Source organism: Tabrizicola sp., from assembly GCF_031377265.1.
GTDB lineage: Bacteria > Pseudomonadota > Alphaproteobacteria > Rhodobacterales > Rhodobacteraceae > JAUYQR01.
Window position 1 is genome coordinate 1 of record NZ_JANMET010000040.1, and the last position, 19,696, is coordinate 19,696.

Consider the following 19,696-nt stretch of genomic DNA (forward strand, 5'->3'; position numbering starts at 1 on the left):
GGCACTGTCGAACACCTTGCAGCCGGACAAAGCCAGCGCCGCGCCACCAAGCAGCAGTTTTCTGCGATCAAGCATCGTCTTTCTCCCCGTCGGTCCTGTACCAGCCCGTGATGATTGACCGGATTTCGTTGATCGGCCCGGCGGCGACAATCATCAGCATGTGCACCGCAAAAAACCCGATCAGCGCGACCATTGTCAGGAAATGGATCGTGCGCGCCGTCTGGCGACCACCGAACAGTTCCAGAAGCCACGGCGCAATCGCGTTGAAGCCGGGTGACATCGACAGCCCGGTAGCGATCATCAATGGCAGGGCCAAAAACAAAACCGAGGCATAGGCGAGCTTTTGCAATACGTTGTAGCGCGCAGTATGGTGGAACCTCAGGCGCGCATGATCTGCCACATCGCGCGGCAGGGCACGCAGGTCGGCCAGTGTCGGGATCAACTGCCGCAAATGCCCGTTCAGGGCCGAAGCGATCAGCCAGATCGTAAGGGTAATCACCAGCACCCAGGCAAAGAAGAAATGGATCACCCTTCCCGTCGCAAGGCTTTGCTTGGACGGAATGGTCAGCGCCGAGGGAAAGGCGCGCGCCTCGCCGTTCGAGGCGCCAAGAAAGCCCGTCGTGTCGAACTCTGTCCCGAAGACCCGTGTGACACCTTGCAGATCAAGGCCGTTTGCACGGGTTTCGATTGCGAAGATCGCGTTGTCATAGTCAAATCCAGCTTCCAGCCCAATGTGCAGGCTGGGAAAGGCATTGAAAATCTGCAGGCCGGTCAGCATCAGGAAAAACAGGCAAACCGCCCAGATCCAATGAGTTAGCCGGGTGATAAGGCGCTGGCGGTAGATGAGCGGGCCTTGGTCCATGATCCGTTCCCTGTTGTTCGGATCAAGCTACGTTAGCCCATCGGGAAAAGTTTCGGCGCGCCGATCGGTTCCGTTCCGATTGCAATTCCGCCCTGCCCGGCTTATCTCGGGTCAACAAGGCAAGGGCAGGGTCTGCACCGCATGAACTGGATTTCCAACTACGTCCGCCCGAAGATCAATTCGCTGTTCTCCCGCCGCGAGGTGCCGGAGAATCTTTGGACCAAGTGCCCCGAATGCGGGACGATGCTGTTTCACCGCGAACTGGCGGGTAACTTGAACGTCTGTTCCAACTGTGATCACCACATGGCGATCAGCCCACGCGAGCGGTTCGAAGCGCTGTTCGACGGCGGCATTTTCACCGATGTGAAAGTGCCAGACGCGGTGGCAGACCCGTTGCATTTCCGCGATCAGAAGAAATACCCAGACCGGATAAAGGCTGCACAGAAAGCCAGCGGTGAGAAAGATGCGATGCTGGTGGCCGAAGGCGAGGTGATGCGCACACCTATTGTTGCCGCAGCACAGGATTTCAGCTTTATGGCTGGGTCGATGGGGATGAATGTCGGCAACGCAATCATCGCAGCCGCCCAGCGCGCGGTGCAGTTGAGCAGGCCATTGGTGCTGTTTTCGGCCTCTGGCGGGGCGCGGATGCAGGAAGGCATGCTGAGCCTGATGCAGATGCCGCGTTCGACTGTGGCTGTGCAGATGCTGAAAGAGGCGGGACTGCCCTATATTGTGGTTCTGACCCATCCAACGACCGGCGGTGTGACCGCTTCGTATGCGATGCTGGGCGATGTTCATTTGGCTGAACCCAATGCGCAGATCGGGTTCGCTGGGGCTCGGGTGATCGAACAGACAATCCGGGAAAAGCTGCCGGAAGGCTTTCAGCGCGCCGAATATCTGCTGGACCACGGCATGCTGGACCGGGTGGTGCATCGCAAAGCCATGAAGGAAGAACTTGTCGGTCTGATCCGCTTGCTGATGGGTCTGCCCCCAGCGATCAAGGGTGACCTTGCCGCGCCCTCCGAGGTGGCGGAGCAGGCAAAGGCGTGACCAACGGCTCTGATGCCATCCTGCAAAGGATGATGACGCTGCATCCAAAGGTCATCGACCTTACTCTTGGGCGCGTGGAACGGCTGCTGGCCGCAGTGGGCAATCCCGAACGCAGGCTTCCCCCGGTGATCCACATCGCCGGAACCAATGGCAAGGGATCAACCCAGGCGATGATCCGCGCCGGGTTGGAGGCGGGTGGCGACCGCGTCCACGCCTACACCTCACCGCATCTGGCGCGCTTTCACGAACGCATCCGGCTGGCAGGCGAGCTGATTTCCGAACCCGCGCTGACCGCCCTTCTGGACGAATGCGTCACAGCCAATGGCCCCGGTGACATTACTTTTTTCGAGATCACCACCGTTGCCGCCTTCCTCGCCTTTTCCCGCACGCCCGCCGATTGGACGCTGCTTGAGGTAGGCCTGGGCGGGCGGCTTGATGCGACGAATGTGGTGGATAGTCCGAAGCTATGCATCATCACCCCGGTCAGCCTGGATCACCAGGCGTTTCTTGGCGACACGGTTGCAGCGATCGCAGGCGAAAAGGCCGGGATCATCAAGCGTGGCGTGCCGGTAATCATCGGCCCGCAGACCGATGAGGGGTTGGCGGTAATCGAGGCAAAGGCCGCGCGGATGCGGGCGCCGGTTCTGGCTTACGGCCAACATTGGCACGTCTCCGAAGACCGTGGCCGCCTGATCTTTCAGGATGAGAATGGCCTTGTCGACTTGCCGTTGCCAAACCTGCCCGGCCCACATCAGATCCAGAATGCCGGTGCCGCGCTGGCAGCGCTGCGTTTTCTTGGTCGTGACGAAGCCGCATGCGAGGCGGCCGTTAGCAACGCCTTCTGGCCTGCCCGGATGCAGCGCCTGCGCCATGGCCCGCTTGTCGACAGTGCGCCGAAAGTGGAACTGTGGCTTGACGGCGGGCACAATCCTGCCGGAGCACAGGCGGTTGCCGCAACGCTGGCTCGGATGCCGCCGCGCGAGACCCATCTGATCTGCGGCATGCTGAACACCAAGGATGTAGTTGGCTACATGACCCCGCTTGCGCCCATGGTGACCCGGCTTCACGCGGTCTCGATTCCCGGCGAAAAGAACACCTTGGCCGCCGAAACCACGCGCGACGCGGCACTTGCCGCAGGACTTAACGCCAAGGCTGCCACGTCGGTGACCGAAGCCCTCGCAGAAATTGCAAACAAGACTCCTGACGCGCGGGTTCTGATCTGTGGATCACTGTATCTGGCCGGAACCATCCTGCGCGAAAACGGCTAAAGGCTGACCTTCACCCCATAGCGCGCCAGAAACATGTCGACGGCACCTGTCACCACCCGTGACGCCTCGGCTGGCGTGATGGTCTTTGCCGCGCCGAACAGCAGTTTTTCCTGCACACCGGCCTTGCAGAGCTGTGCAAACTGATCAGCCGCCAGATCCACATCGTCGATCTCAAGCTCGCATCGGTCCACACAATGGCGCATGTGAAACGCCAATCGGGTGTGAATAAGCCCCGGGCCATTTTCATAGAACTGCTGGCCAAGTCCCGGAAAACGTTCACCCTCGCCAACCACAATGCGGAACATTCGCTGGCCGAAGTCCGACACAAGGAACGAAACGATCCGCTGGGCTGCGATCGTCAGCATCTCGTGCACATGCACCTCGCCGTCAACCGAGGCTTCTGCCTCTTCGGTCTGACGGCGGCATTCCTGGCTTGCCACCTCAAGAAACAACAGCTGTTTGTCCGGGAAGTAGGCGTAGATCGTGGCCTTGCTGACCCCCGCTTCCCGGGCAATGTCATCGACAGACGCACGCTCGAATCCGTCACGCATGAAGATCGACCGGGCACCATCCAGCACCTGATCATACTTACGCCCGCGCCGGACCGCCTGCTCTGCCACTGCCATTATGTTCTCCCCTGCCCCAAACCATAGAGCATCAGAGCCAGCTGCGGCAAGCGATCCGGCGGGCCGTGTCATTCCTTGATGACGCAAACCGACTGCACTGCCTCAACGGCGGTGCAACCTTTGGTCGAGGTGGTCAGCGTGCCATCCGGGAAGGTGAGCGAAGGCAACAGAACGGTCATCGTCTGTGCGGCCAAGGGCGATGCCAAAAGGGAGAGGGCAAGAAAAGCGGAAGTGAACGGTTTCATCATGTGTCTCCTAGAATGAACTCTTCGGTTCAAAACGTTTCTGAACTACCCAGTTCACTTTTGCAAGCAAAAAATGAACTTACAAGTTCACTTTCTTCCAGATTGATTGTGGCAATCTACGTGCTACATTAGAATCATTCCAGAAAAGGTCGGCATCATGCTTTCTTCCCTTTCCTCCCGACGCCGCTTTTCAGATCTTTCTGAACAAGAGATACTGGCTCTGGCCATCTCGTCTGAAGAAGACGATGCCCGCATCTATCGCAGTTACGGCGAACGTCTGCGGGCGGACTATGCGGCCTCGGCAGCGGTGTTCGACGGGATGGCAGCCGAAGAGGATGGCCACCGTCAGCGGCTCATCGATCTGCATCGCGCGCGGTTCGGTGAGGTGATCCCACTGATCCGGCGCGAACATGTCGCCGGATTCTACGCGCGCAAACCGATATGGCTTGCCGAGACCCTCAGCCTCGAGACGATCCGAGGCGAAGCTCAGGCCATGGAACATGCGGCTCAGGATTTCTACCACCGAGCCGCGGCCCGAACGTCCGACGCGGCGACGCGAAAGCTGCTCGGCGATCTCGCCGCCGCCGAGGCTGGGCACGAGCGCCATGCTGGGCGACTGGAGGCTGAGCACCTGACCGATGACGCACGGGACGGCGAGGATCAGGTTGCAAAGCGGCAGTTCATCCTTACTTGGGTGCAGCCGGGGTTGGCGGGGCTGATGGACGGGTCGGTTTCCACCCTAGCGCCGATCTTTGCCACGGCCTTTGCCACGCAGAACACTCACACCACCTTGCTTGTCGGTCTTGCCGCGTCGGTTGGCGCGGGTATCTCGATGGGGTTCACCGAAGCCGCACATGATGACGGCGTGCTATCGGGCCGGGGCAGCCCGCTGAAACGCGGGATCGCGTCGGGAGTGATGACAACACTTGGCGGGATGGGGCACGCCTTGCCCTATCTGATCCCCGATTTCTGGACCGCGACCACGATAGCGATGGTCGTGGTGTTCGTGGAGTTGTGGGCAATCGCCTGGATCCAGAACCGCTACATGGAAACCCCGTTCCTGCGCGCGGCTTTGCAGGTTGTGCTGGGCGGTGCTCTGGTCTTTGCTGCGGGGGTGTTGATCGGGGGTGGTTGATGTATCGCAAAGGCGAGGTTCATTATCAGGCACTGCCCCTGCCCGACCGGGTGCAGCGCCCGGATGGCGAGGCGCTGGCGGCGGCGGAGGGGTTTCTGGCCTACATGAAGAAGCGCCACTCGGTGCGGGATTATTCCACCCGTCCGGTGCCGGAGGCGGTGATCGCGGCCGGCATCGCGGCGGCGGGGACGGCGCCTTCGGGGGCGAACCATCAGCCTTGGCATTTCGTGGCGATCTCGGACCCAGCGATGAAGGCCCGCATCCGCGAGGGGGCGGAGGAGGAGGAGCGCGCCTTCTATGCCGGCGGTGCGGGGGACGAGTGGCTGGCCGCGCTGGAGCCGATCGGGACGGGGGTTTCCAAACCCCACCTTACCGACGCGCCGTGGTTGATCGTGGTCTTTGCCCAGCGCTATGGGGTGACTGACGATGGGGCCCGATACAAGAATTACTACGTCCCTGAAAGTGTGGGGATCGCGACGGGGTTTCTGATCGCGGCCATTCATCAGGCCGGGCTGGTCTGTCTGGAACATACCCCGAACCCGATGAAGTTTTTGGGGGCCCTGTGTGGCAGGCCCGAGCATGAGAAAGCTGTGATGATCCTGCCGGTCGGGTATCCGGCGGAGGGGGCTACGGTTCCGGCGGTGGCCAAGCGGAAAAAGGGGCTGGATCAGATAATGTCGATTTTCCGGGGGTGAGGCTGTCCACGCGTGGACAACATCCGGATCATTGATTTCATTTGTCTTTTCCTGCGCCCGTTAGGGAATTGGAAAGGATTGCGCGCCGGGGTGCCACCTTTTTTCGTGCCAAGACCGCTGCGCCATGTATACCCAAGCCCTGCGTCTGGGAGGAAACCATGTGGCCTGACCGTCGCCTCTGCGAATTGCTGAAGATCGAGCATCCGATCATTCAGGCGCCAATGGCCGGTGCAGCGACGCCGGAGCTTGCCAGTGCTGTCTGCAATGCAGGCGGGCTTGGGTCGCTTGGCTCCGCCGAGATGACCTTGCCGGATGTGCGCACGGTTGCGGCGCGGATGCGCGCGGCGACCAACCGGCCGTTCAACCTCAACTTCTTCATCGCAGGCACACCGAAGACCGACGCGGCCATCTTGCAGCGCACGCGAGAGCGGTTGCAGCCATGGTACGATGCGCTGGGACTTGGCGTGCCGCCCGACACGCTGCCGGACCTGCCCCCGGCATTTGGCGACGATCATATGGCCCTTCTGCTAGAAATCCGGCCTGCAGTGGTCAGCTTTCACTTTGGCATGCCCGACCACGCAGCGATTGCCGCGCTGAAGGCCGCTGGCATCACGCTGATCAGTTCGGCGACGACAGTTGCCGAGGCGCGTGCGCTGGAGGCCAGCGGCATGGATGCGGTGATCGCGCAGGGGCTTGAGGCCGGAGGGCACCGAGGATCGCACACACCGCGCGACCCCGGCGAAGGGGTGGGCACCCTCGCGCTGGTGCCGCAGATTGCCGATGCGGTCAGCGTCCCGGTGATTGCCGCGGGGGGCATTGGTGATGGGCGGGGCATAGCGGCTGCATTCGCGCTGGGGGCTGCAGGCGTGCAGATCGGCACCGGGTTTCTGTCCTGCCCCGAGGCCGGAACCGACCCCGCGCGCCGGGCGCTGCTGCGCAGTGCCACGGACACCGACACGATGGTGACAAACGCGTTTTCTGGCAGACCGGCGCGCGCAATGCGGTCACGCTATGCCGAAGAGATCGCCCGATCCCGCGAGCCGTTACCAGCGTTTCAGCAGATGTATGCGCTGAGCGGACCGATCGAGGCTGCGGCAGCAGATGACGAGGCGTCGTTCCATCTGTACGGGCAAGCGGCAGCGCTGAATCGGGAATTGCCCGCAGCGGAACTGCTTCGCCAACTGGTTGCCGAGACGGCGCAGGCTTTTGGCAGGGTGTCGACAGCTTAGCCTGCCAACACAAACAGTGGCTCCGGCGCGAGGAGGTTGCCCTGCCCGCGCCGGAACGGGGCCTTAGCTGTGGCCTTTTTTGGTTTCTTCACCGATCATCGGCGCATCGTTGCGGCTGCGCCAAAGCGAATAGCCGATACCGGCGGCAAGGATGCCAAAGGTGATGCCAAGCGACAGATTGGCAGGGAACTTTTCCAGACCCAGAAGATCGGCAACAAAGATCTTGGACCCGATGAACACCAACAAGAGCGCCAGCGCATATTTGAGATAGTGGAACCGGTGCAGCACGGCGGCCAGCGCGAAGTACAGCGCCCTGAGGCCAAGGATCGCGAAGATGTTCGAGGTGTAGACGATGAACGGGTCGGTGGTGATTGCGAACACCGCTGGCACCGAGTCTACAGCAAAGATCAGGTCGGCAATTTCGACCATCACCAGCGCCAGAAACAGCGGGGTGGCATAGCGCACCATCTTGCCAGTGGCCGGGTCTGGCTGTTTGACGAAGAAGTCATGGCCATGCAGCTCGTCCGTGACATTCATGCGTTTCTTCATGAATTTCAGCAGCGGGTTCTGCGAAATGTCCATTTCGGTGTCATCGGTGAACATCATCTTGATGCCAGTGCCGATCAGGAACACCGCGAAGACATAGAGCAGCCACGAATACTGTGCGACCAGCGTGGCGCCGAGGCCGATCATGATGCCGCGCAATACGATGACGCCCAGAATGCCCCAGAACAGCACGCGGTGCTGGTACATGCGGGGCACGGCGAAATATGTGAAAATCAACGCGATGACAAAGACATTGTCGAGTGCCAGGGTCTTTTCCACGACGAAGGCGGTCAGGTAGAGCTTGGATTCCTCGGCCCCGATCTGCCACCAGACAAAGCCGGAAAAGCCGACGCCAAGTGTGATGTAGAGCGCTGAGAGGCGGAGGCTTTCGGCCACGCCGATTTCATGGTCGGTCTTGTTGAGAACGCCAAGGTCGAAGATCAGCAAGGCGATCACGATGCCGATGAACAAGAACCACATCCATGCGGGCGTGCCGAGAAAGTCGTAGAGAAGAAATTCCATTATAATGTCCCTTTTGGGTTTCGCCAAAGCGCTGAACATCATGCCTGTAGAATGCATCACCGGGCATGGCATCGAGCGCTACTCGATGCGGTCCGACATCACGTTGGGCAAAGATGCCCGACGCCAGAGGGGCCCGGTCCGCTTGACGGAGATAGCATACTATCCTGCGAGTACAAGACGGCAGGCGCGGGTTTTCGGGGACGGGTTGTCATTGAAGGGGCGGCGTGACACGAAAGCGGGCGGTGATGACGGGGTGAAAAATGCGGACGATTTCGGAAAACCGGGCGTTTGGCGGGGTGCAGGGGGTGTATGCCCATGCGTCGGCGGTATGCGGGGCTGAGATGACCTTCGGGCTGTTCCTGCCCGAACAGGCCGAAGAGGGGCCGGTGCCGCTGTTGTGGTTTCTGTCGGGGCTGACCTGCACGCATGAAAACGCGATGGTCAAGGCGGGGGCGCAAAGATGGGCGTCGGAAATGGGGATTGCGGTGGTGTTCCCCGATACCTCGCCCCGGGGTGAAGGGGTGGCCAACGATCCGGCTTTTGATCTGGGGCAAGGGGCGGGGTTTTATGTGAACGCGGTGCGCGACCCTTGGGCCAGCCATTTCCGGATGTGGGACTATGTGACCGAAGAATTGCCGCGCGTGCTGTTCAACGCCTTCCCCGTGGCCGAAGCGGCCCAGGCGATCACCGGGCATTCGATGGGCGGGCACGGCGCGCTGACCATCGCGATGAGCCTGCCGGGGCGGTTCCGCTCCGTGTCGGCGTTTGCGCCGATCTGCAATCCGGTGGCCAGCGATTGGGGCAGGCCGCAGTTTCTTGCCTATCTTGGCCCGGATGAGGCGACATGGGCGGCACATGATGCGACACTGCTGATGCGCAAGCGCGGTTTTGACGGGCCGATGCTGGTGGATCAGGGCACGGCGGACCAGTTTCTGGACAAGCTGCGCCCCGAAGCGCTGGCCGAAGCGATGGCGGTGGCCCGGCAAGGTGGGGCATTCAGGATGCAGAAGGGCTATGACCACAGTTATTTCTTCGTCGCGACCTTCATGGAAGAGCACATGGCGTTTCATGCCGCTGCCCTGCATGCTTAGGGCGCTGCTGCTAATGCTGGCGATGGCGGCGCCGGTTTCGGCGGGTGGTGCCGAGGCGGTGCTGGCGGCGGTGAACGGCGTGCGGGCCAAGGCGGGCTGTCCAGCGTTGGCTATGAACGCCAGCCTGGTGGCGGCGGCGAAGGGCCATGCCGATGCGATGGCCGAGCAGAACTTCTTTGCGCATGCGGGCAAGGATGACAGCCGGTTTTCCGGGCGGATCAGAGGGCAGGGCTACAGTTATAGCGCGGCGGCGGAGAATATTGCGGCGGGGCAATCCTCGGCGGCAGCGGTGATGCAAAGCTGGCTGGGCAGCGCGGGCCACCGCCGCAACATCCTGAATTGCGGTTTTCGCGATACCGGGATTGCGGTGGTCTACCAACCCGATGACCAGCCGCTGCGGGGCGGCCGCTTTGCGCTGCGCTACTACTGGGTGCAGGTGTTTGCCGCACCATGACGCAACGCCGGATCTTTATCGACGCGGACGCCTGCCCCGTGAAGGCCGAGGCGGAGCGGGTGGCCACGCGCCTTGGCGTTCGGATGGTAATGGTGTCGAATGGCGGGATCAGGCCGTCGCAGAACCCGCTGGTGGAAAGCGTGTTCGTGGCTGCCGGACCGGATGAGGCTGACAAGTGGATCGCCGATCAGTGCGGGCCGGGCGATGTTGTGGTGACCGGGGATATCCCGCTGGCCGCGCGTTGCGTGGCCAAGGGCGCGCGGGTGGTCAAGCACAATGGCGAGGAATTGACGGCGGCAAATGTCGGCATGGCGCTAGCCACGCGCGATCTGATGACGGATCTGCGCGCCGCCGACCCGTTCCGTCAGGGCGGCGGCAAGATGTTTTCCAAGACCGACCGCAGCCGGTTTCTGGATGTGCTGGACCGGGTTCTGCGGGCAGGCGCGACCCGTTAGGCACCCGGGCATACCAGCCGCGAATATCTTGTGTGACGGCACGGGTTGTGGTCAGGTTGCCCCGGAACGGCAACAGTGGAGCTTCGCATGAGAAATCTGGTCACGGGTCTTCTGGTTGCTGCGGTGGCCATCCTTGGCTTCTTTGCTTATCAAAGCAGCCAGAAGGGCAACGCCTTGCAGTCCAACCTGACCACGCAGGCAGCGGCCGTCACGGCCCTTGAGGCCGAGAAGGTCACCCTTTCCGAAACTGTCGCAACCCTTGAGGCGGACAAGACCACCGGAGCAGAAACTGTCGCGACACTGGAGGCCGACAACACAGGCCTTGCCGAAACCATCGCCGCGCTGGAAGCTGACAAGGCTGCGCTGGCCGAACAGTTGGCCGCGCTTGAGGCCGAAAAGACCGCGCTTACCGGGCAGGTAGCCACGCTAGAGGCGGAAAAGACCACCCTGACCGATCAGGCCGCCGCCCTGCAAACGCAGATCGACACAATGGCCGCTGCAGCGGCGACGGCTGAGACAGCCGCCCCGGCGACCAACCCCTGAGAGTTCCGGATCTGGGGCAAGGAACGTCTGCCCCCAGATCCGCCTTTCTTCGACCCGGATATTACCGCTGTGCGCCTTGCTCCAAGGGCCCTGCAAGTCATCCCACCAGCAAAACCCTGTCCTTGGACAGACGTGCGCGGACTCGGAGCGGGTGTTCTGCCGAGAGGAAATTGGACACCTGCGGGATGAGGTGCAGATAGGGCGCGGCAACAGCGAGTGACCTGCCACCTGCGCCGCCGCATGTCGCGGCCAGAACAGACGCCGCCCGGCCTGCGGGGTCATCTGCCGCCATGGCACGAAATCAAGCCCTGACCGGGATCCTCTTTGCCGCTGGCGGCACGATCATCTTTTCCGTCAACGACGTGGCGATCAAGTTCCTGTCGGGGGGTTATGCGCTGCATCAGGTGATGCTGATCCGCGCCTTTGTGGCGATGGCGTTCATCCTGTGCTTCATCGGGTTTTCCGGCACCGGGTTCCGGCAGCTGGTCACCGCGCGGCCGCGCACACATCTGTTGCGCGTCGCCATCGTGATGGTGTCGAACGTCACGTTTTTCATCGGCCTTGCAGCAATGCCTTTGGCCGATGCGGTGGCGGTGGCCTTTGTCAGCCCGATTGCGGTAACCGTGCTGTCGGTGGTGTTCCTGCATGAAACCGTGGGGCCGCGGCGCTGGATGGCGGTGATCCTCGGCATGGTGGGCGTGATCATCATGCTGCGCCCCGGGGCGGGGGTGATTCAGCCCGCGGCGGTGCTGGTGCTGATTTCGGCCATCCTTTACGCCGCCGGGAACTTGCTGGCGCGGCAGATGGGGGCCACGGAAAGCGCGATGACACTGGGGTTTTATGTGCAGGCCGGGTTCATTCTGGTCAGCGCCGCCATGGGGCTTTGGGCCGGCGACGGGCATCTGGCAACCGATGATCAGCTCTGGGCATTTTTGTTCCGCCCGTGGATCTGGCCGCCGATGGCAGACTGGCCGATTTTCCTTGCCACCGGGCTGGCGGTCGGCATCGGCGGCATGATGGTGACGCAAGCCTACCGCACGGCCGAGGCGGGGCTGGTCGCCCCCTTCGAATATGTGGGGATGCCTGCGGCGATCATCTGGGGTGCGTTGGTTTTCGGCACCTTCCCGGACCTGACGGCCTGGGTGGGGATTGCGCTCATTTGCGGTTCGGGCCTCTATACGCTGTGGCGGGAAACGGCGCGGAGGAAGGGTGATGCAGCCTGAGGCGGTGATCTTCGACATCGGCAATGTGCTGACGCGGTGGCAGCCGGAGGCGTTTTATGACCGGGTGATCGGGATCGACCGGCGTCAGGAATTGTTTGCCGCAGTGGACCTGCATGAGATGAATTTGCGCGTCGATGCGGGCGCGCTGTTTCGCGAGACGATCTATGCGACGGCTGACCAGCATCCCGATTGGGCGGTCGAAATCCGTTGGTGGTATGATCGCTGGATCGAGCTGGCCAGCCCCCGGATCGAAGGCTCGATCGCCCTGCTGCGGGCGCTGCGGGCCAAGGGCGTGCCGGTGTTCTCGCTCACCAATTTCGGCAGCTATTCCTATGAGGAAGCCCGCGACAGGCTGGATTTCCTCAGCGAGTTTGACCGGGAATACGTGTCAGGCCGGATGGGCGTGGTCAAACCCGATCCACAGATCTATGCGATGGTGGAGGCCGATTGCGGCATCGCGCCGGAGCGGCTTTTGTTCGCTGACGACAAGGCGGAAAACATCACGGCGGCGGCGCGGCGCGGGTGGCGGACGCATCAGTTCGAAAGCTGGCAAGGCTGGGCGGCGCGTCTGGTGGCCGAGGGATTGCTGACAGAAACGGAGGCGGGGCTATGATCACCATCGTGCCAAAAGAGGCGGAGGCCCTGCTGACCTGGGCCGGCCAGATGGCGGCAATCGAGGCTGGCCACCGGCTGCCACGGGCCGAGGTCAAGGATCTGTTCCTCTATCGTGGTGCCGATACGGTGCTGGACCGTGCCGCCTGGATCGACGGCATGGGCGCGCTCGTCAAGGTGGCGACGGTGCATCCGGGCAATGCTGCACTTGGCAAACCAACGGTCAACGGCGCGGTGACGCTGTTTGACAATCTGACCGGCGAGCTGACCGCGTTGGTGGATTTCCACCTGGTGACCAAGTGGAAGACCGCCGGGGACAGCCTGCTGTCGGCAACCCGGCTGGCGCGGAAGGGGTCGCGGAACATCCTGCTGGTCGGCGCGGGCACCGTCGCGCGGTCAATGGTCGAGGCGTATTCCAGCGCCTTTCCCGATGCCCGCTTTTCGGTGTGGAGCCGCAGCAGCACCTCGGCCGAGGCGATGGGTCTGCCGGTGGTCGATGACCTGCAGAATGCGGCGAGCCGGGCCGATATCATCTGCTGCGCCACGATGGCAAGCGCCCCCCTGATCAAGGGCGACTGGCTGCAACCCGGACAGCACCTCGACCTGATCGGCGCCTACAAACCTGGCATGCGCGAGGTTGACGACACCGCCATGGCGCGGGCGCGGATCTTTGTCGACAGCCGCGCCACCACGCTGCACCACATTGGCGAGTTGATCGAACCGCTGGCGTCGGGGGCAATCACCGAGGCGGATGTGATCGCCGATTTCTACGACGACCCGGCGCTGTTCACCCGCCGCTCTGCCGACGAGATCACCATCGCCAAGAACGGCGGCGGCGCGCATCTGGACCTGATGACCGCCAGCTACATCGCGGAACGCTGGCGCAACCGCAGCTGATTTGCTCTTTGCAAAAGTACTTTCGCCAAGCACCCTGAGCCAAGCGGCCCCGGCCGCGCCGGCGAGGCAAAAGACTTGCGCGGCCATGGCCGCGCTCCGTCTGAAAACCGCTGGACTAAGATCGGGAAATGGTCGGAGCGAGAGGATTCGAACCTCCGACCCCCTGCTCCCGAAGCAGGTGCGCTACCAGACTGCGCTACGCTCCGACCGTGGGCGGGGGGTTAAACCGAACCGCTTACCAATGCAAGAGGCCGGACGCGCGTTACCCCCGGTCCGCGCCCCGTTCGAACCGCTTCAACCAGCTGGAGATGCGTGGTGTGGTGCCGATGTCCAGCCGTGACCGGCTTTCCAGAACCGGGCGGTTTTGCGACACCAAAGGTGTGTCCTCGCGCAGCACGATATAGATGCCCGAGGCAATGATCACCCCAGTGCCGATGGCCGTGAACAGATCGATGCTTTCGTCAAAAAACATCCAGCCATAGAGCGCGGCCCAGATGATCTGGCTGTATTGCATCGGCGCCACGATCACCGCCGGGGCGATCCGGTAGGCCGCGATTATTGCCAGCGCGCCCAGCATTCCCAGGCCCGCCATCACCGCCGTCAGCGCCAGATCCTCCACCGGCATCGGCACATAGACGAAGGGCATGATCACGCCCATCGCCAGAAAGCTGAGCACCATCGGATAGAGCATCAGCACTGCCGAACGTTCCTCAGACCCGATCTTGCGCACGATGACCGAGGTCAGCGCCCCGGTGACCGCAGCACCCAGCGCCGCCAGATGGCCGATGCCAAGGCCATCGCCGCCGCCGGGGCGCAGCACGATGATCACGCCGATCAGACCGGCAATCACTGCCAGACCGCGGCGCGGCCCGACCTTTTCGCCCAGCAGCGGAATGGCCATCAGCGTGATCAGCAGGGGCATTGCAAAGAAGATCGCATAGCATTGCGCCAGCGGCAGTTTGGAAAACGCAAAGAACCCCATCACCCCGGTCACCACCGCCGCAACGGTGCGCAGTGCTGTCCACCACGGATGGCGCGGGATCAGCGTGCCGTCGCGCCTGTCGCCCATCAGCATGATGGTCACCAGCGGAAACCCCATCAGCCCGGAGAAAAAGATGATCTGGAAGGCCGTGTAATCGGCCCCCAAAAGCTTCACCACCACATCGTGGGTCGCGTAAAAGCCGAAGGCGGCCAGCGACAACAGCGCCCCGCGAAGGGAGGAATTCATTCTGCAAAGGTCCGAAAAAGGGGCGGTCTTGCACCGCCGTTACGCCGGGCATTTTTGCGCCAAAGCCGGGCAGACGCAAGGGCAGGTTGCACGGCGTCAGGCCGCTTTATCCTGCCGCGCCACGATCACGATACCCGCCAGGATGATCACCGCGACGCCGAGGATGGTTTGCGCGCTCATCGCTTCGTCAAACAGCAGCGCGCCAAAGATTGCGGCCCAGATGATCTGCGAATACTGCATCGGTGCCACGACGATTCCGGGCGCGCGGCGATAGGCGGAGATGATCGCGAGATAGCCCGCGAAGCTGACGGTCGCCATCAGCGCGGTCAGCGCCAGATCGCCGAACGGCATTGGTGTGTAAACGAACGGCAGCACCAGCGCGGCCACCAAGAGTTGCAGCATCAGCGGATAGAGGATCATGACGACAGTCCGCTCCTGCGTGCCGCTGACGCGGATGATCACATAGTTCCCCGCCCCTACCACCGCACCGGCAAGGGCAGCTGCATGGCCCCATTGCAGGGTCGCTCGCCCGGGGTCCAGCGCCACGATGACGCCGACCAGCCCCGCAAGGACCGCCATGCCGCGCGGCAGGTCGATCCTTTCCCCCAGCAGCACCGCCGACAGAAAGGTCACGAAGATCGGCATGGTGAAGAAGATCGCATAGGCCTGCGCCAGCGGCAGGGTGGCGAAGGCATAGGTGCCGAAGATGCCGTTCACCAGAACCACGATGCAGCGCAGCGCCATCAGCCGGGGCTGCACTGGCCGTAGCGGCGCGGCGGTTGGATCGGCCATCGCCAGGCCCGCGATCAGTGGTACCGACATAAGACCCGCGAAGAAAATGATCTGGAACGGATTGTAGCTGCTGCCAAGCGCCTTGATGGTGATATCGGAGGCGGCAAACAGACCCATCGCCAGCAGCCCCAGCAAAGCGCCGATCAGGTTGGACTGCTTGGGCATTGCGCGGCGCTCCTCTGGTTTTGAAGGGGGTTCGCCGCGCCTTTGGGTCAGAGACTGGCGTCCAGCGCCGCGATCACCGCGTCGCCCATCTGGCTGGTGGTGACGGGCACGCCACCCTCCGGCCCCATCAGGTCAGCGGTGCGTATGCCATCGGCCAGCACCTTTTCCACCGCCTTTTCGACCCGCGTCGCCTCATCCCCCATTGCAAACGAATAGCGCAGCGCCATGGCGAACGACAGGATGCAGGCGATCGGGTTGGCCTTTCCCGTGCCCGCGATATCGGGGGCGGAACCGTGCACGGGTTCATACAGCGCCTTCGGGCGACCATTGGCCATCGGCAGGCCAAGGCTGGCCGAGGGCAGCATGCCGAGCGATCCGGTCAGCATCGCGGCCATGTCGGACAAAAGGTCGCCGAACAGGTTGTCGGTGACGATCACATCGAACTGTTTGGGCCAGCGGCAGAGCTGCATCGCACCGGCGTCGGCGTACATGTGCGACAGGGCGACATCGGGGTATTCCTTGTCGTGGATTTCCTGCACCACCTCGCGCCACAGGATGCCGCTTTCCATCACATTGGCCTTCTCCATCGAGCAGACCTTGTTGCTGCGCTTGCGCGCAAGTTCGAACGCGCTGCGGGCGACGCGGGCAATCTCGGATTCCGTGTAGCGCTGGGTGTTGATGCCAACACGCTCGTTGCCTTCGGTGAAAATGCCGCGCGGTTCGCCGAAATAGACGCCGGAGGTGAGTTCGCGGACGATGACGATATCAAGGCCCGCGACGACCTCTTTCTTGAGCGACGAGAAATCGGCCAGCGCATCAAAGCACTGGGCGGGCCGCAGGTTGGAAAACAGGTCCATCTCCTTGCGCAGGCGCAAGAGGCCGCGTTCGGGTTTGACGCTGAAATCCAGCTTGTCGTACTTCGGGCCGCCGACCGCACCCAGAAGCACTGCGTCCACCGCTTGTGCCTTGGCCATCGTCGCATCGGTCAGCGGCGTGCCATGCGCGTCATAGGCGCAGCCGCCGACCAGGTCTTCGGACACATCGAAGGTGACGCCGCGTTTGGCACCCATCCAGCCGATGATCTTTTTCACCTCGGCCATGACTTCCGGGCCGATGCCGTCGCCGGCGAGGATGAGAAGGGATGGGTTGGCCACGGGCGTGCTCCTGCAATTCTGACGGTGTTCGCCTAGCCGCTTGGGCCGTGGCGGTCAAGCTTGGAAGGCTTAATCGGCGAAGGCGGCGGCCAGAGCGTCCCACACCCGGCGCAGGCGGGGGGATTGGCGCAAGGTGGGGGCGGCGGTCAGCCAGACCGGCAGGCTGGGCAAGGTAATGAGGCCGTCGATCCGTTCCAGCGCGGGGTCTGGATCGCCGATCCGGCGCAGCATCGCCCCGATGCCACAGCCCGCGCGGATCAGTTCAATGTAGGCCAGTGGGTCATCGCAGCGCAGGGGAAAGAAACTGCGCGTCACCGGAAACCCCAACGCGGCCATCACCTTGATGATCTGGTCGGACCGGTCCAGCCCGATGAAATCCAGCTGCATCAGGGCGTCGATCGTGGTGGGTGTGCCTGCGCGGCCCAGATAGGTTTTCGCGCCATAAAGGCCCAGAGGCAGGTCCGTCAGATGCCGGGCGACTAGGTCAAGCTGGGTGGGGCGATACATGCGCAGGGCGATGTCAGCTTCGCCGAACAACAGGTTCTCGGTGGTGTCCGAAGGCACAAGGTCGATCTGGATACCCGGCTCCTCGGCCCTGAGTGCCGAAAGGATCGGCGGCAGAATGGTGTTGGAGACGACACGGCTGGCGGTGATGCGGACGGTGCCTGCCATCCCGGTGGCGCGGCCTGCGGCGGTCAGCGCAAGGTCAGCCGCCGCCGTCCGCATTGTGCGGGCAGCAGGCATCAGGGCAAGGCCTGCATCGGTTGGCAAAAGACCCTTGGCGATGCGGGTAAACAAAGCCAAGCCCAGCGCCGCCTCAGCCTCACGAATATGGCGGCCAAGGGTGGGTTGGCTGATCCCGGTGGTGCGGGCGGCGGCGGACAACGACCCCGCCTCGGCCACGGCAAGGAAGGATCGGATCAGGGACCAGTCGAGCTTTTCCATTCATAAATGAATAGTCTATCCACCATTTCATGCAATTCCTTATTGGCCTTGAATGCCAGATAAGATGCGGAAAGGAGAGTTGATCATGGCAAAGACAGCACTGGTTCTGGGCGCATCTGGCGGGTTTGGCGGGCAGGTCGCTTTGGCCCTGCAAGGGGCTGGCTGGACGGTGAACCGCTACAAGCGCGGCACCAACATGACAGCGGCAGCGCGTGGGGCACAGTTGATCGTGAACGGGCTGAACCCGCCCGGCTATCACAACTGGGAAAAGCTGATCCCCGAGATCACGGCCCAGGTCATCGCGGCGGGGCGGGCCAGCGGCGCCACGGTTCTGGTACCGGGCAACGTCTATCCCTATGGCAAGGAACCGGGGCCGTGGGGGCCTGACACCCCGCACCGGCCGAACAGTCGCAAAGGGCGCATCCGCGCGACGATGGAGGCCAGCTACCGGCAGGCCGCTGAACATGGCGGGCCACGGACCATCCTGTTGCGCGGCGGGGATTTCCTGCTGCCGGAGGCGCCACAGATGCTGATGAACCGGATGATCCTGTCCAAGGTCGGTAAGGGCAAGATCACCGCGATGGGGCCTTCGGATGTGCTGCATGCCTATGCCTATCTGCCCGATATGGCGCGGGCAGCGGTTGGGCTGGTGGACCTGGGCACGGCGCTGCCAGCCTATGCCGACATCCCCTTTGCGGGCCATGCTTTCACGATCAACGATCTGGCGGCGCGAGTGGCGCGGCTGACCGGCCGGCCGATGAAGGTCACGCATTTCCCGCTGTGGTTCTTTACCTTGGTCAGCCCGTTCTGGGAACTGGCGCGCGAGCTGCGCGAGATGCTGTATCTGAACAGCTTTCCGCATCAGATGGACCCTGCAACCCTGCGCCACTGGCTGCCCGACTACCGCGACACCCCGCTGGACGAGGTGATTGCGGCGCATCTGCTGGCGCTTGGGCCTCAGGGCAGTGCGATGTCCACCCAGACAGGGCGGTGACGCGAGGCGGCGGCCAGATCGGCGGCAAGCGGGTCAGTATCTGGCGGCCACAGCACGCCCGCATCGCTGACATTTAGCCCGGCCGAGGGCAGAACTACGTCCAGCCGCAGTCCGCCAATCGCATCATAAAGGGCTGTATCCATTGCGGGATCGCCGGACTGGGTTGCCTCCAACCGGCCATGGCTGCCTTTGGGGCTAACGTCTTGCAGGGCCGGATCACGAAAGAGCGCGGCAATGCCTTCGCGCCGTCCGTCGCCATCATTGGGGTCAAGGTTGGCATCGCCCAGCAGCACGAAGGGGCCGTCGGGCGGCGGCATCGGCAGCGCTCCCTCCAGCAGCAGCCGCCAGAAGGCCGCCTCGTCATGGTTGCGCTTGCCGTTCCGATCCTCCGGCCCGTCAAAGACCGGGGGCGTGGCGTGCCAGGCCAAAAGGTGCAGCGGGCCGGCGTCGGTGACGATGGGAACATCCCAAAAGCCGGTTGTGGCAAGGCGCTGCACGGCGGCAAGATCGGGGGGGTCTTCGGTCAGGGTGCCGGGCAGATCTTTCCACAGGAAGGCCGAGAAATCGCGCGCCGCATCGGAATCAATTGGCAGGCGCGACAGCACCGCCATCCCGCCCTGCCCCGAGAACAGCCCGAAGCCCTGCGCATCTCGGGGGTCGCCGATGCTGCCGTTGCGGTCAATGTCAAAGCCGGTCTGCAGGCCGGTGTTGGGGCGCAGGGCAAAACGGTGCGGGTAGGGCGCACCCGCCGAAGCCAGCTTGTCCGCCAGCAGCGAAAGCGCCACCTGACCGCGATCATAATCCACCGCCGTCAGCAGCAGCACATCTGCGTCAAGCGCCACCAGCACCCGCACCAAAGCGGCGATCTGCGGCTTTTCGCCCTTTGCCAGATCCTGCACCAAAAGCCCCGGACCGGTGCGATCCAGATCGACGTTGTAGGTGGCCACGCGCAAAGGCTCGGCCAT

General features: G+C 63.0%; 22 protein-coding genes and 1 tRNA gene. 13 read left to right on the plus strand and 10 right to left on the minus strand.

Annotation, left to right across the window (positions count from 1 at the left end; all coding sequences use genetic code 11):
* Positions 1–67: 67 nt before the first annotated feature.
* Complete coding sequence (locus tag RMO18_RS02215; RefSeq protein ID WP_309663692.1) at positions 68–862, minus strand: cytochrome b/b6 domain-containing protein; 795 nt, start codon at positions 860–862, stop codon at positions 68–70.
* 141 nt (positions 863–1,003) lie between these two features.
* Between RMO18_RS02215 and accD the strand changes: the two genes are divergently transcribed.
* Positions 1,004–1,912: an acetyl-CoA carboxylase, carboxyltransferase subunit beta gene (gene accD, locus RMO18_RS02220; protein WP_309663693.1), complete on the plus strand. Its 909-nt coding sequence runs from the start codon at positions 1,004–1,006 to the stop codon at positions 1,910–1,912.
* A gap of 29 nt (positions 1,913–1,941) precedes the next feature.
* Positions 1,942–3,180, plus strand: a complete 1,239-nt coding sequence (locus RMO18_RS02225; protein ID WP_405053989.1) for a bifunctional folylpolyglutamate synthase/dihydrofolate synthase — start codon at positions 1,942–1,944, stop codon at positions 3,178–3,180.
* Here RMO18_RS02225 and RMO18_RS02230 read toward each other — a convergent pair.
* Positions 3,177–3,806 carry a TetR/AcrR family transcriptional regulator gene (locus RMO18_RS02230; protein WP_309663695.1) on the minus strand — a complete coding sequence of 210 codons (630 nt, stop codon included), beginning with the start codon at positions 3,804–3,806 and terminating at the stop codon, positions 3,177–3,179. The genes RMO18_RS02225 and RMO18_RS02230 overlap by 4 nt on opposite strands.
* A gap of 68 nt (positions 3,807–3,874) precedes the next feature.
* Positions 3,875–4,051 carry a hypothetical protein gene (locus tag RMO18_RS02235; RefSeq protein WP_309663696.1) on the minus strand — a complete coding sequence of 59 codons (177 nt, stop codon included), beginning with the start codon at positions 4,049–4,051 and terminating at the stop codon, positions 3,875–3,877.
* 157 nt (positions 4,052–4,208) lie between these two features.
* Here RMO18_RS02235 and mbfA point away from each other — a divergent pair, with 157 nt between their 5' ends.
* The 3 genes from mbfA (at position 4,209) to RMO18_RS02250 (ending at position 7,110) form a co-directional block, all read left to right on the plus strand.
* Positions 4,209–5,186: an iron exporter MbfA gene (mbfA, locus tag RMO18_RS02240; RefSeq protein ID WP_309663697.1), complete on the plus strand. Its 978-nt coding sequence runs from the start codon at positions 4,209–4,211 to the stop codon at positions 5,184–5,186.
* A complete protein-coding gene (locus RMO18_RS02245) occupies positions 5,186–5,881 on the plus strand; it encodes a nitroreductase family protein (RefSeq protein WP_309663698.1) in 696 nt (231 codons plus the stop codon). The genes mbfA and RMO18_RS02245 overlap by 1 nt, the downstream gene beginning before the upstream one ends.
* A 158-nt stretch (positions 5,882–6,039) precedes the next feature.
* Positions 6,040–7,110, plus strand: a complete 1,071-nt coding sequence (locus RMO18_RS02250; RefSeq protein WP_309663699.1) for a nitronate monooxygenase — start codon at positions 6,040–6,042, stop codon at positions 7,108–7,110.
* A 63-nt stretch (positions 7,111–7,173) separates the two neighbouring features.
* On the opposite strand, the gene RMO18_RS02255 is transcribed toward RMO18_RS02250, so the two are convergent.
* Positions 7,174–8,178 carry a TerC family protein gene (locus RMO18_RS02255; protein WP_309663700.1) on the minus strand — a complete coding sequence of 335 codons (1,005 nt, stop codon included), beginning with the start codon at positions 8,176–8,178 and terminating at the stop codon, positions 7,174–7,176.
* 260 nt (positions 8,179–8,438) lie between these two features.
* Here RMO18_RS02255 and fghA point away from each other — a divergent pair, with 260 nt between their 5' ends.
* The 7 genes from fghA (at position 8,439) to RMO18_RS02290 (ending at position 13,453) form a co-directional block, all read left to right on the plus strand.
* Positions 8,439–9,269, plus strand: coding sequence for an S-formylglutathione hydrolase (gene fghA, locus RMO18_RS02260; RefSeq protein ID WP_309663701.1), 831 nt, complete (start codon positions 8,439–8,441; stop codon positions 9,267–9,269).
* Positions 9,262–9,723, plus strand: a complete 462-nt coding sequence (locus RMO18_RS02265; RefSeq protein ID WP_309663702.1) for a CAP domain-containing protein — start codon at positions 9,262–9,264, stop codon at positions 9,721–9,723. Before fghA ends, RMO18_RS02265 begins: the two co-directional genes overlap by 8 nt.
* Positions 9,720–10,178: a YaiI/YqxD family protein gene (locus RMO18_RS02270; protein WP_309663703.1), complete on the plus strand. Its 459-nt coding sequence runs from the start codon at positions 9,720–9,722 to the stop codon at positions 10,176–10,178. Before RMO18_RS02265 ends, RMO18_RS02270 begins: the two co-directional genes overlap by 4 nt.
* An 87-nt stretch (positions 10,179–10,265) precedes the next feature.
* On the plus strand, positions 10,266–10,721 hold the full coding sequence (locus RMO18_RS02275) for a hypothetical protein (protein WP_309663704.1): 456 nt from the start codon (positions 10,266–10,268) through the stop codon (positions 10,719–10,721).
* A gap of 290 nt (positions 10,722–11,011) precedes the next feature.
* Positions 11,012–11,944: a DMT family transporter gene (locus RMO18_RS02280; RefSeq protein WP_309663705.1), complete on the plus strand. Its 933-nt coding sequence runs from the start codon at positions 11,012–11,014 to the stop codon at positions 11,942–11,944.
* On the plus strand, positions 11,934–12,557 hold the full coding sequence (locus RMO18_RS02285) for an HAD family phosphatase (RefSeq protein ID WP_309663706.1): 624 nt from the start codon (positions 11,934–11,936) through the stop codon (positions 12,555–12,557). Before RMO18_RS02280 ends, RMO18_RS02285 begins: the two co-directional genes overlap by 11 nt.
* Positions 12,554–13,453, plus strand: coding sequence for an ornithine cyclodeaminase (locus RMO18_RS02290; RefSeq protein WP_309663707.1), 900 nt, complete (start codon positions 12,554–12,556; stop codon positions 13,451–13,453). The genes RMO18_RS02285 and RMO18_RS02290 overlap by 4 nt, the downstream gene beginning before the upstream one ends.
* 129 nt (positions 13,454–13,582) lie before the next feature.
* On the opposite strand, the gene RMO18_RS02295 is transcribed toward RMO18_RS02290, so the two are convergent.
* From RMO18_RS02295 to RMO18_RS02315, 5 genes are all read right to left on the minus strand, one after another.
* Positions 13,583–13,659 (minus strand) — tRNA-Pro (locus RMO18_RS02295).
* 56 nt (positions 13,660–13,715) lie between these two features.
* Complete coding sequence (locus RMO18_RS02300; RefSeq protein ID WP_309663708.1) at positions 13,716–14,681, minus strand: DMT family transporter; 966 nt, start codon at positions 14,679–14,681, stop codon at positions 13,716–13,718.
* Between the two features lie 96 nt (positions 14,682–14,777).
* Entirely contained in the window at positions 14,778–15,638 is an 861-nt protein-coding gene (locus RMO18_RS02305; protein WP_309663709.1) for a DMT family transporter, read from the minus strand.
* 47 nt (positions 15,639–15,685) lie between these two features.
* A complete protein-coding gene (leuB, locus tag RMO18_RS02310; protein ID WP_309663710.1) occupies positions 15,686–16,792 on the minus strand; it encodes a 3-isopropylmalate dehydrogenase in 1,107 nt (368 codons plus the stop codon).
* 69 nt (positions 16,793–16,861) lie between these two features.
* Positions 16,862–17,737, minus strand: a complete 876-nt coding sequence (locus RMO18_RS02315; RefSeq protein ID WP_309663711.1) for a LysR family transcriptional regulator — start codon at positions 17,735–17,737, stop codon at positions 16,862–16,864.
* A gap of 85 nt (positions 17,738–17,822) precedes the next feature.
* Between RMO18_RS02315 and RMO18_RS02320 the strand changes: the two genes are divergently transcribed.
* Positions 17,823–18,731: an epimerase gene (locus tag RMO18_RS02320; protein WP_309663712.1), complete on the plus strand. Its 909-nt coding sequence runs from the start codon at positions 17,823–17,825 to the stop codon at positions 18,729–18,731.
* Here the strand turns inward: RMO18_RS02320 and RMO18_RS02325 are convergent.
* Complete coding sequence (locus RMO18_RS02325) at positions 18,695–19,696, minus strand: endonuclease/exonuclease/phosphatase family protein (protein WP_309663713.1); 1,002 nt, start codon at positions 19,694–19,696, stop codon at positions 18,695–18,697. The two genes, RMO18_RS02320 and RMO18_RS02325, sit on opposite strands and share 37 nt — an antisense overlap.

Excerpts from the sequence above, each read along its gene's own strand:
- RMO18_RS02215 (WP_309663692.1), bottom strand. The coding sequence starts at position 862 with ATGGACCAAGGCCCGCTCATCTACCGCCAGCGCCTTATCACCCGGCTA.
- accD (WP_309663693.1), top strand. The coding sequence starts at position 1,004 with ATGAACTGGATTTCCAACTACGTCCGCCCGAAGATCAATTCGCTGTTC.
- RMO18_RS02225 (WP_405053989.1), top strand. The coding sequence starts at position 1,942 with ATGATGACGCTGCATCCAAAGGTCATCGACCTTACTCTTGGGCGCGTG.
- RMO18_RS02230 (WP_309663695.1), bottom strand. The coding sequence starts at position 3,806 with ATGGCAGTGGCAGAGCAGGCGGTCCGGCGCGGGCGTAAGTATGATCAG.
- RMO18_RS02235 (WP_309663696.1), bottom strand. The coding sequence starts at position 4,051 with ATGAAACCGTTCACTTCCGCTTTTCTTGCCCTCTCCCTTTTGGCATCG.
- mbfA (WP_309663697.1), top strand. The coding sequence starts at position 4,209 with ATGCTTTCTTCCCTTTCCTCCCGACGCCGCTTTTCAGATCTTTCTGAA.
- RMO18_RS02245 (WP_309663698.1), top strand. The coding sequence starts at position 5,186 with ATGTATCGCAAAGGCGAGGTTCATTATCAGGCACTGCCCCTGCCCGAC.
- RMO18_RS02250 (WP_309663699.1), top strand. The coding sequence starts at position 6,040 with ATGTGGCCTGACCGTCGCCTCTGCGAATTGCTGAAGATCGAGCATCCG.
- RMO18_RS02255 (WP_309663700.1), bottom strand. The coding sequence starts at position 8,178 with ATGGAATTTCTTCTCTACGACTTTCTCGGCACGCCCGCATGGATGTGG.
- fghA (WP_309663701.1), top strand. The coding sequence starts at position 8,439 with ATGCGGACGATTTCGGAAAACCGGGCGTTTGGCGGGGTGCAGGGGGTG.
- RMO18_RS02265 (WP_309663702.1), top strand. The coding sequence starts at position 9,262 with ATGCTTAGGGCGCTGCTGCTAATGCTGGCGATGGCGGCGCCGGTTTCG.
- RMO18_RS02270 (WP_309663703.1), top strand. The coding sequence starts at position 9,720 with ATGACGCAACGCCGGATCTTTATCGACGCGGACGCCTGCCCCGTGAAG.
- RMO18_RS02275 (WP_309663704.1), top strand. The coding sequence starts at position 10,266 with ATGAGAAATCTGGTCACGGGTCTTCTGGTTGCTGCGGTGGCCATCCTT.
- RMO18_RS02280 (WP_309663705.1), top strand. The coding sequence starts at position 11,012 with ATGGCACGAAATCAAGCCCTGACCGGGATCCTCTTTGCCGCTGGCGGC.
- RMO18_RS02285 (WP_309663706.1), top strand. The coding sequence starts at position 11,934 with ATGCAGCCTGAGGCGGTGATCTTCGACATCGGCAATGTGCTGACGCGG.
- RMO18_RS02290 (WP_309663707.1), top strand. The coding sequence starts at position 12,554 with ATGATCACCATCGTGCCAAAAGAGGCGGAGGCCCTGCTGACCTGGGCC.
- RMO18_RS02300 (WP_309663708.1), bottom strand. The coding sequence starts at position 14,681 with ATGAATTCCTCCCTTCGCGGGGCGCTGTTGTCGCTGGCCGCCTTCGGC.
- RMO18_RS02305 (WP_309663709.1), bottom strand. The coding sequence starts at position 15,638 with ATGCCCAAGCAGTCCAACCTGATCGGCGCTTTGCTGGGGCTGCTGGCG.
- RMO18_RS02315 (WP_309663711.1), bottom strand. The coding sequence starts at position 17,737 with ATGGAAAAGCTCGACTGGTCCCTGATCCGATCCTTCCTTGCCGTGGCC.
- RMO18_RS02320 (WP_309663712.1), top strand. The coding sequence starts at position 17,823 with ATGGCAAAGACAGCACTGGTTCTGGGCGCATCTGGCGGGTTTGGCGGG.
- RMO18_RS02325 (WP_309663713.1), bottom strand. The coding sequence starts at position 19,696 with ATGGCCGAGCCTTTGCGCGTGGCCACCTACAACGTCGATCTGGATCGC.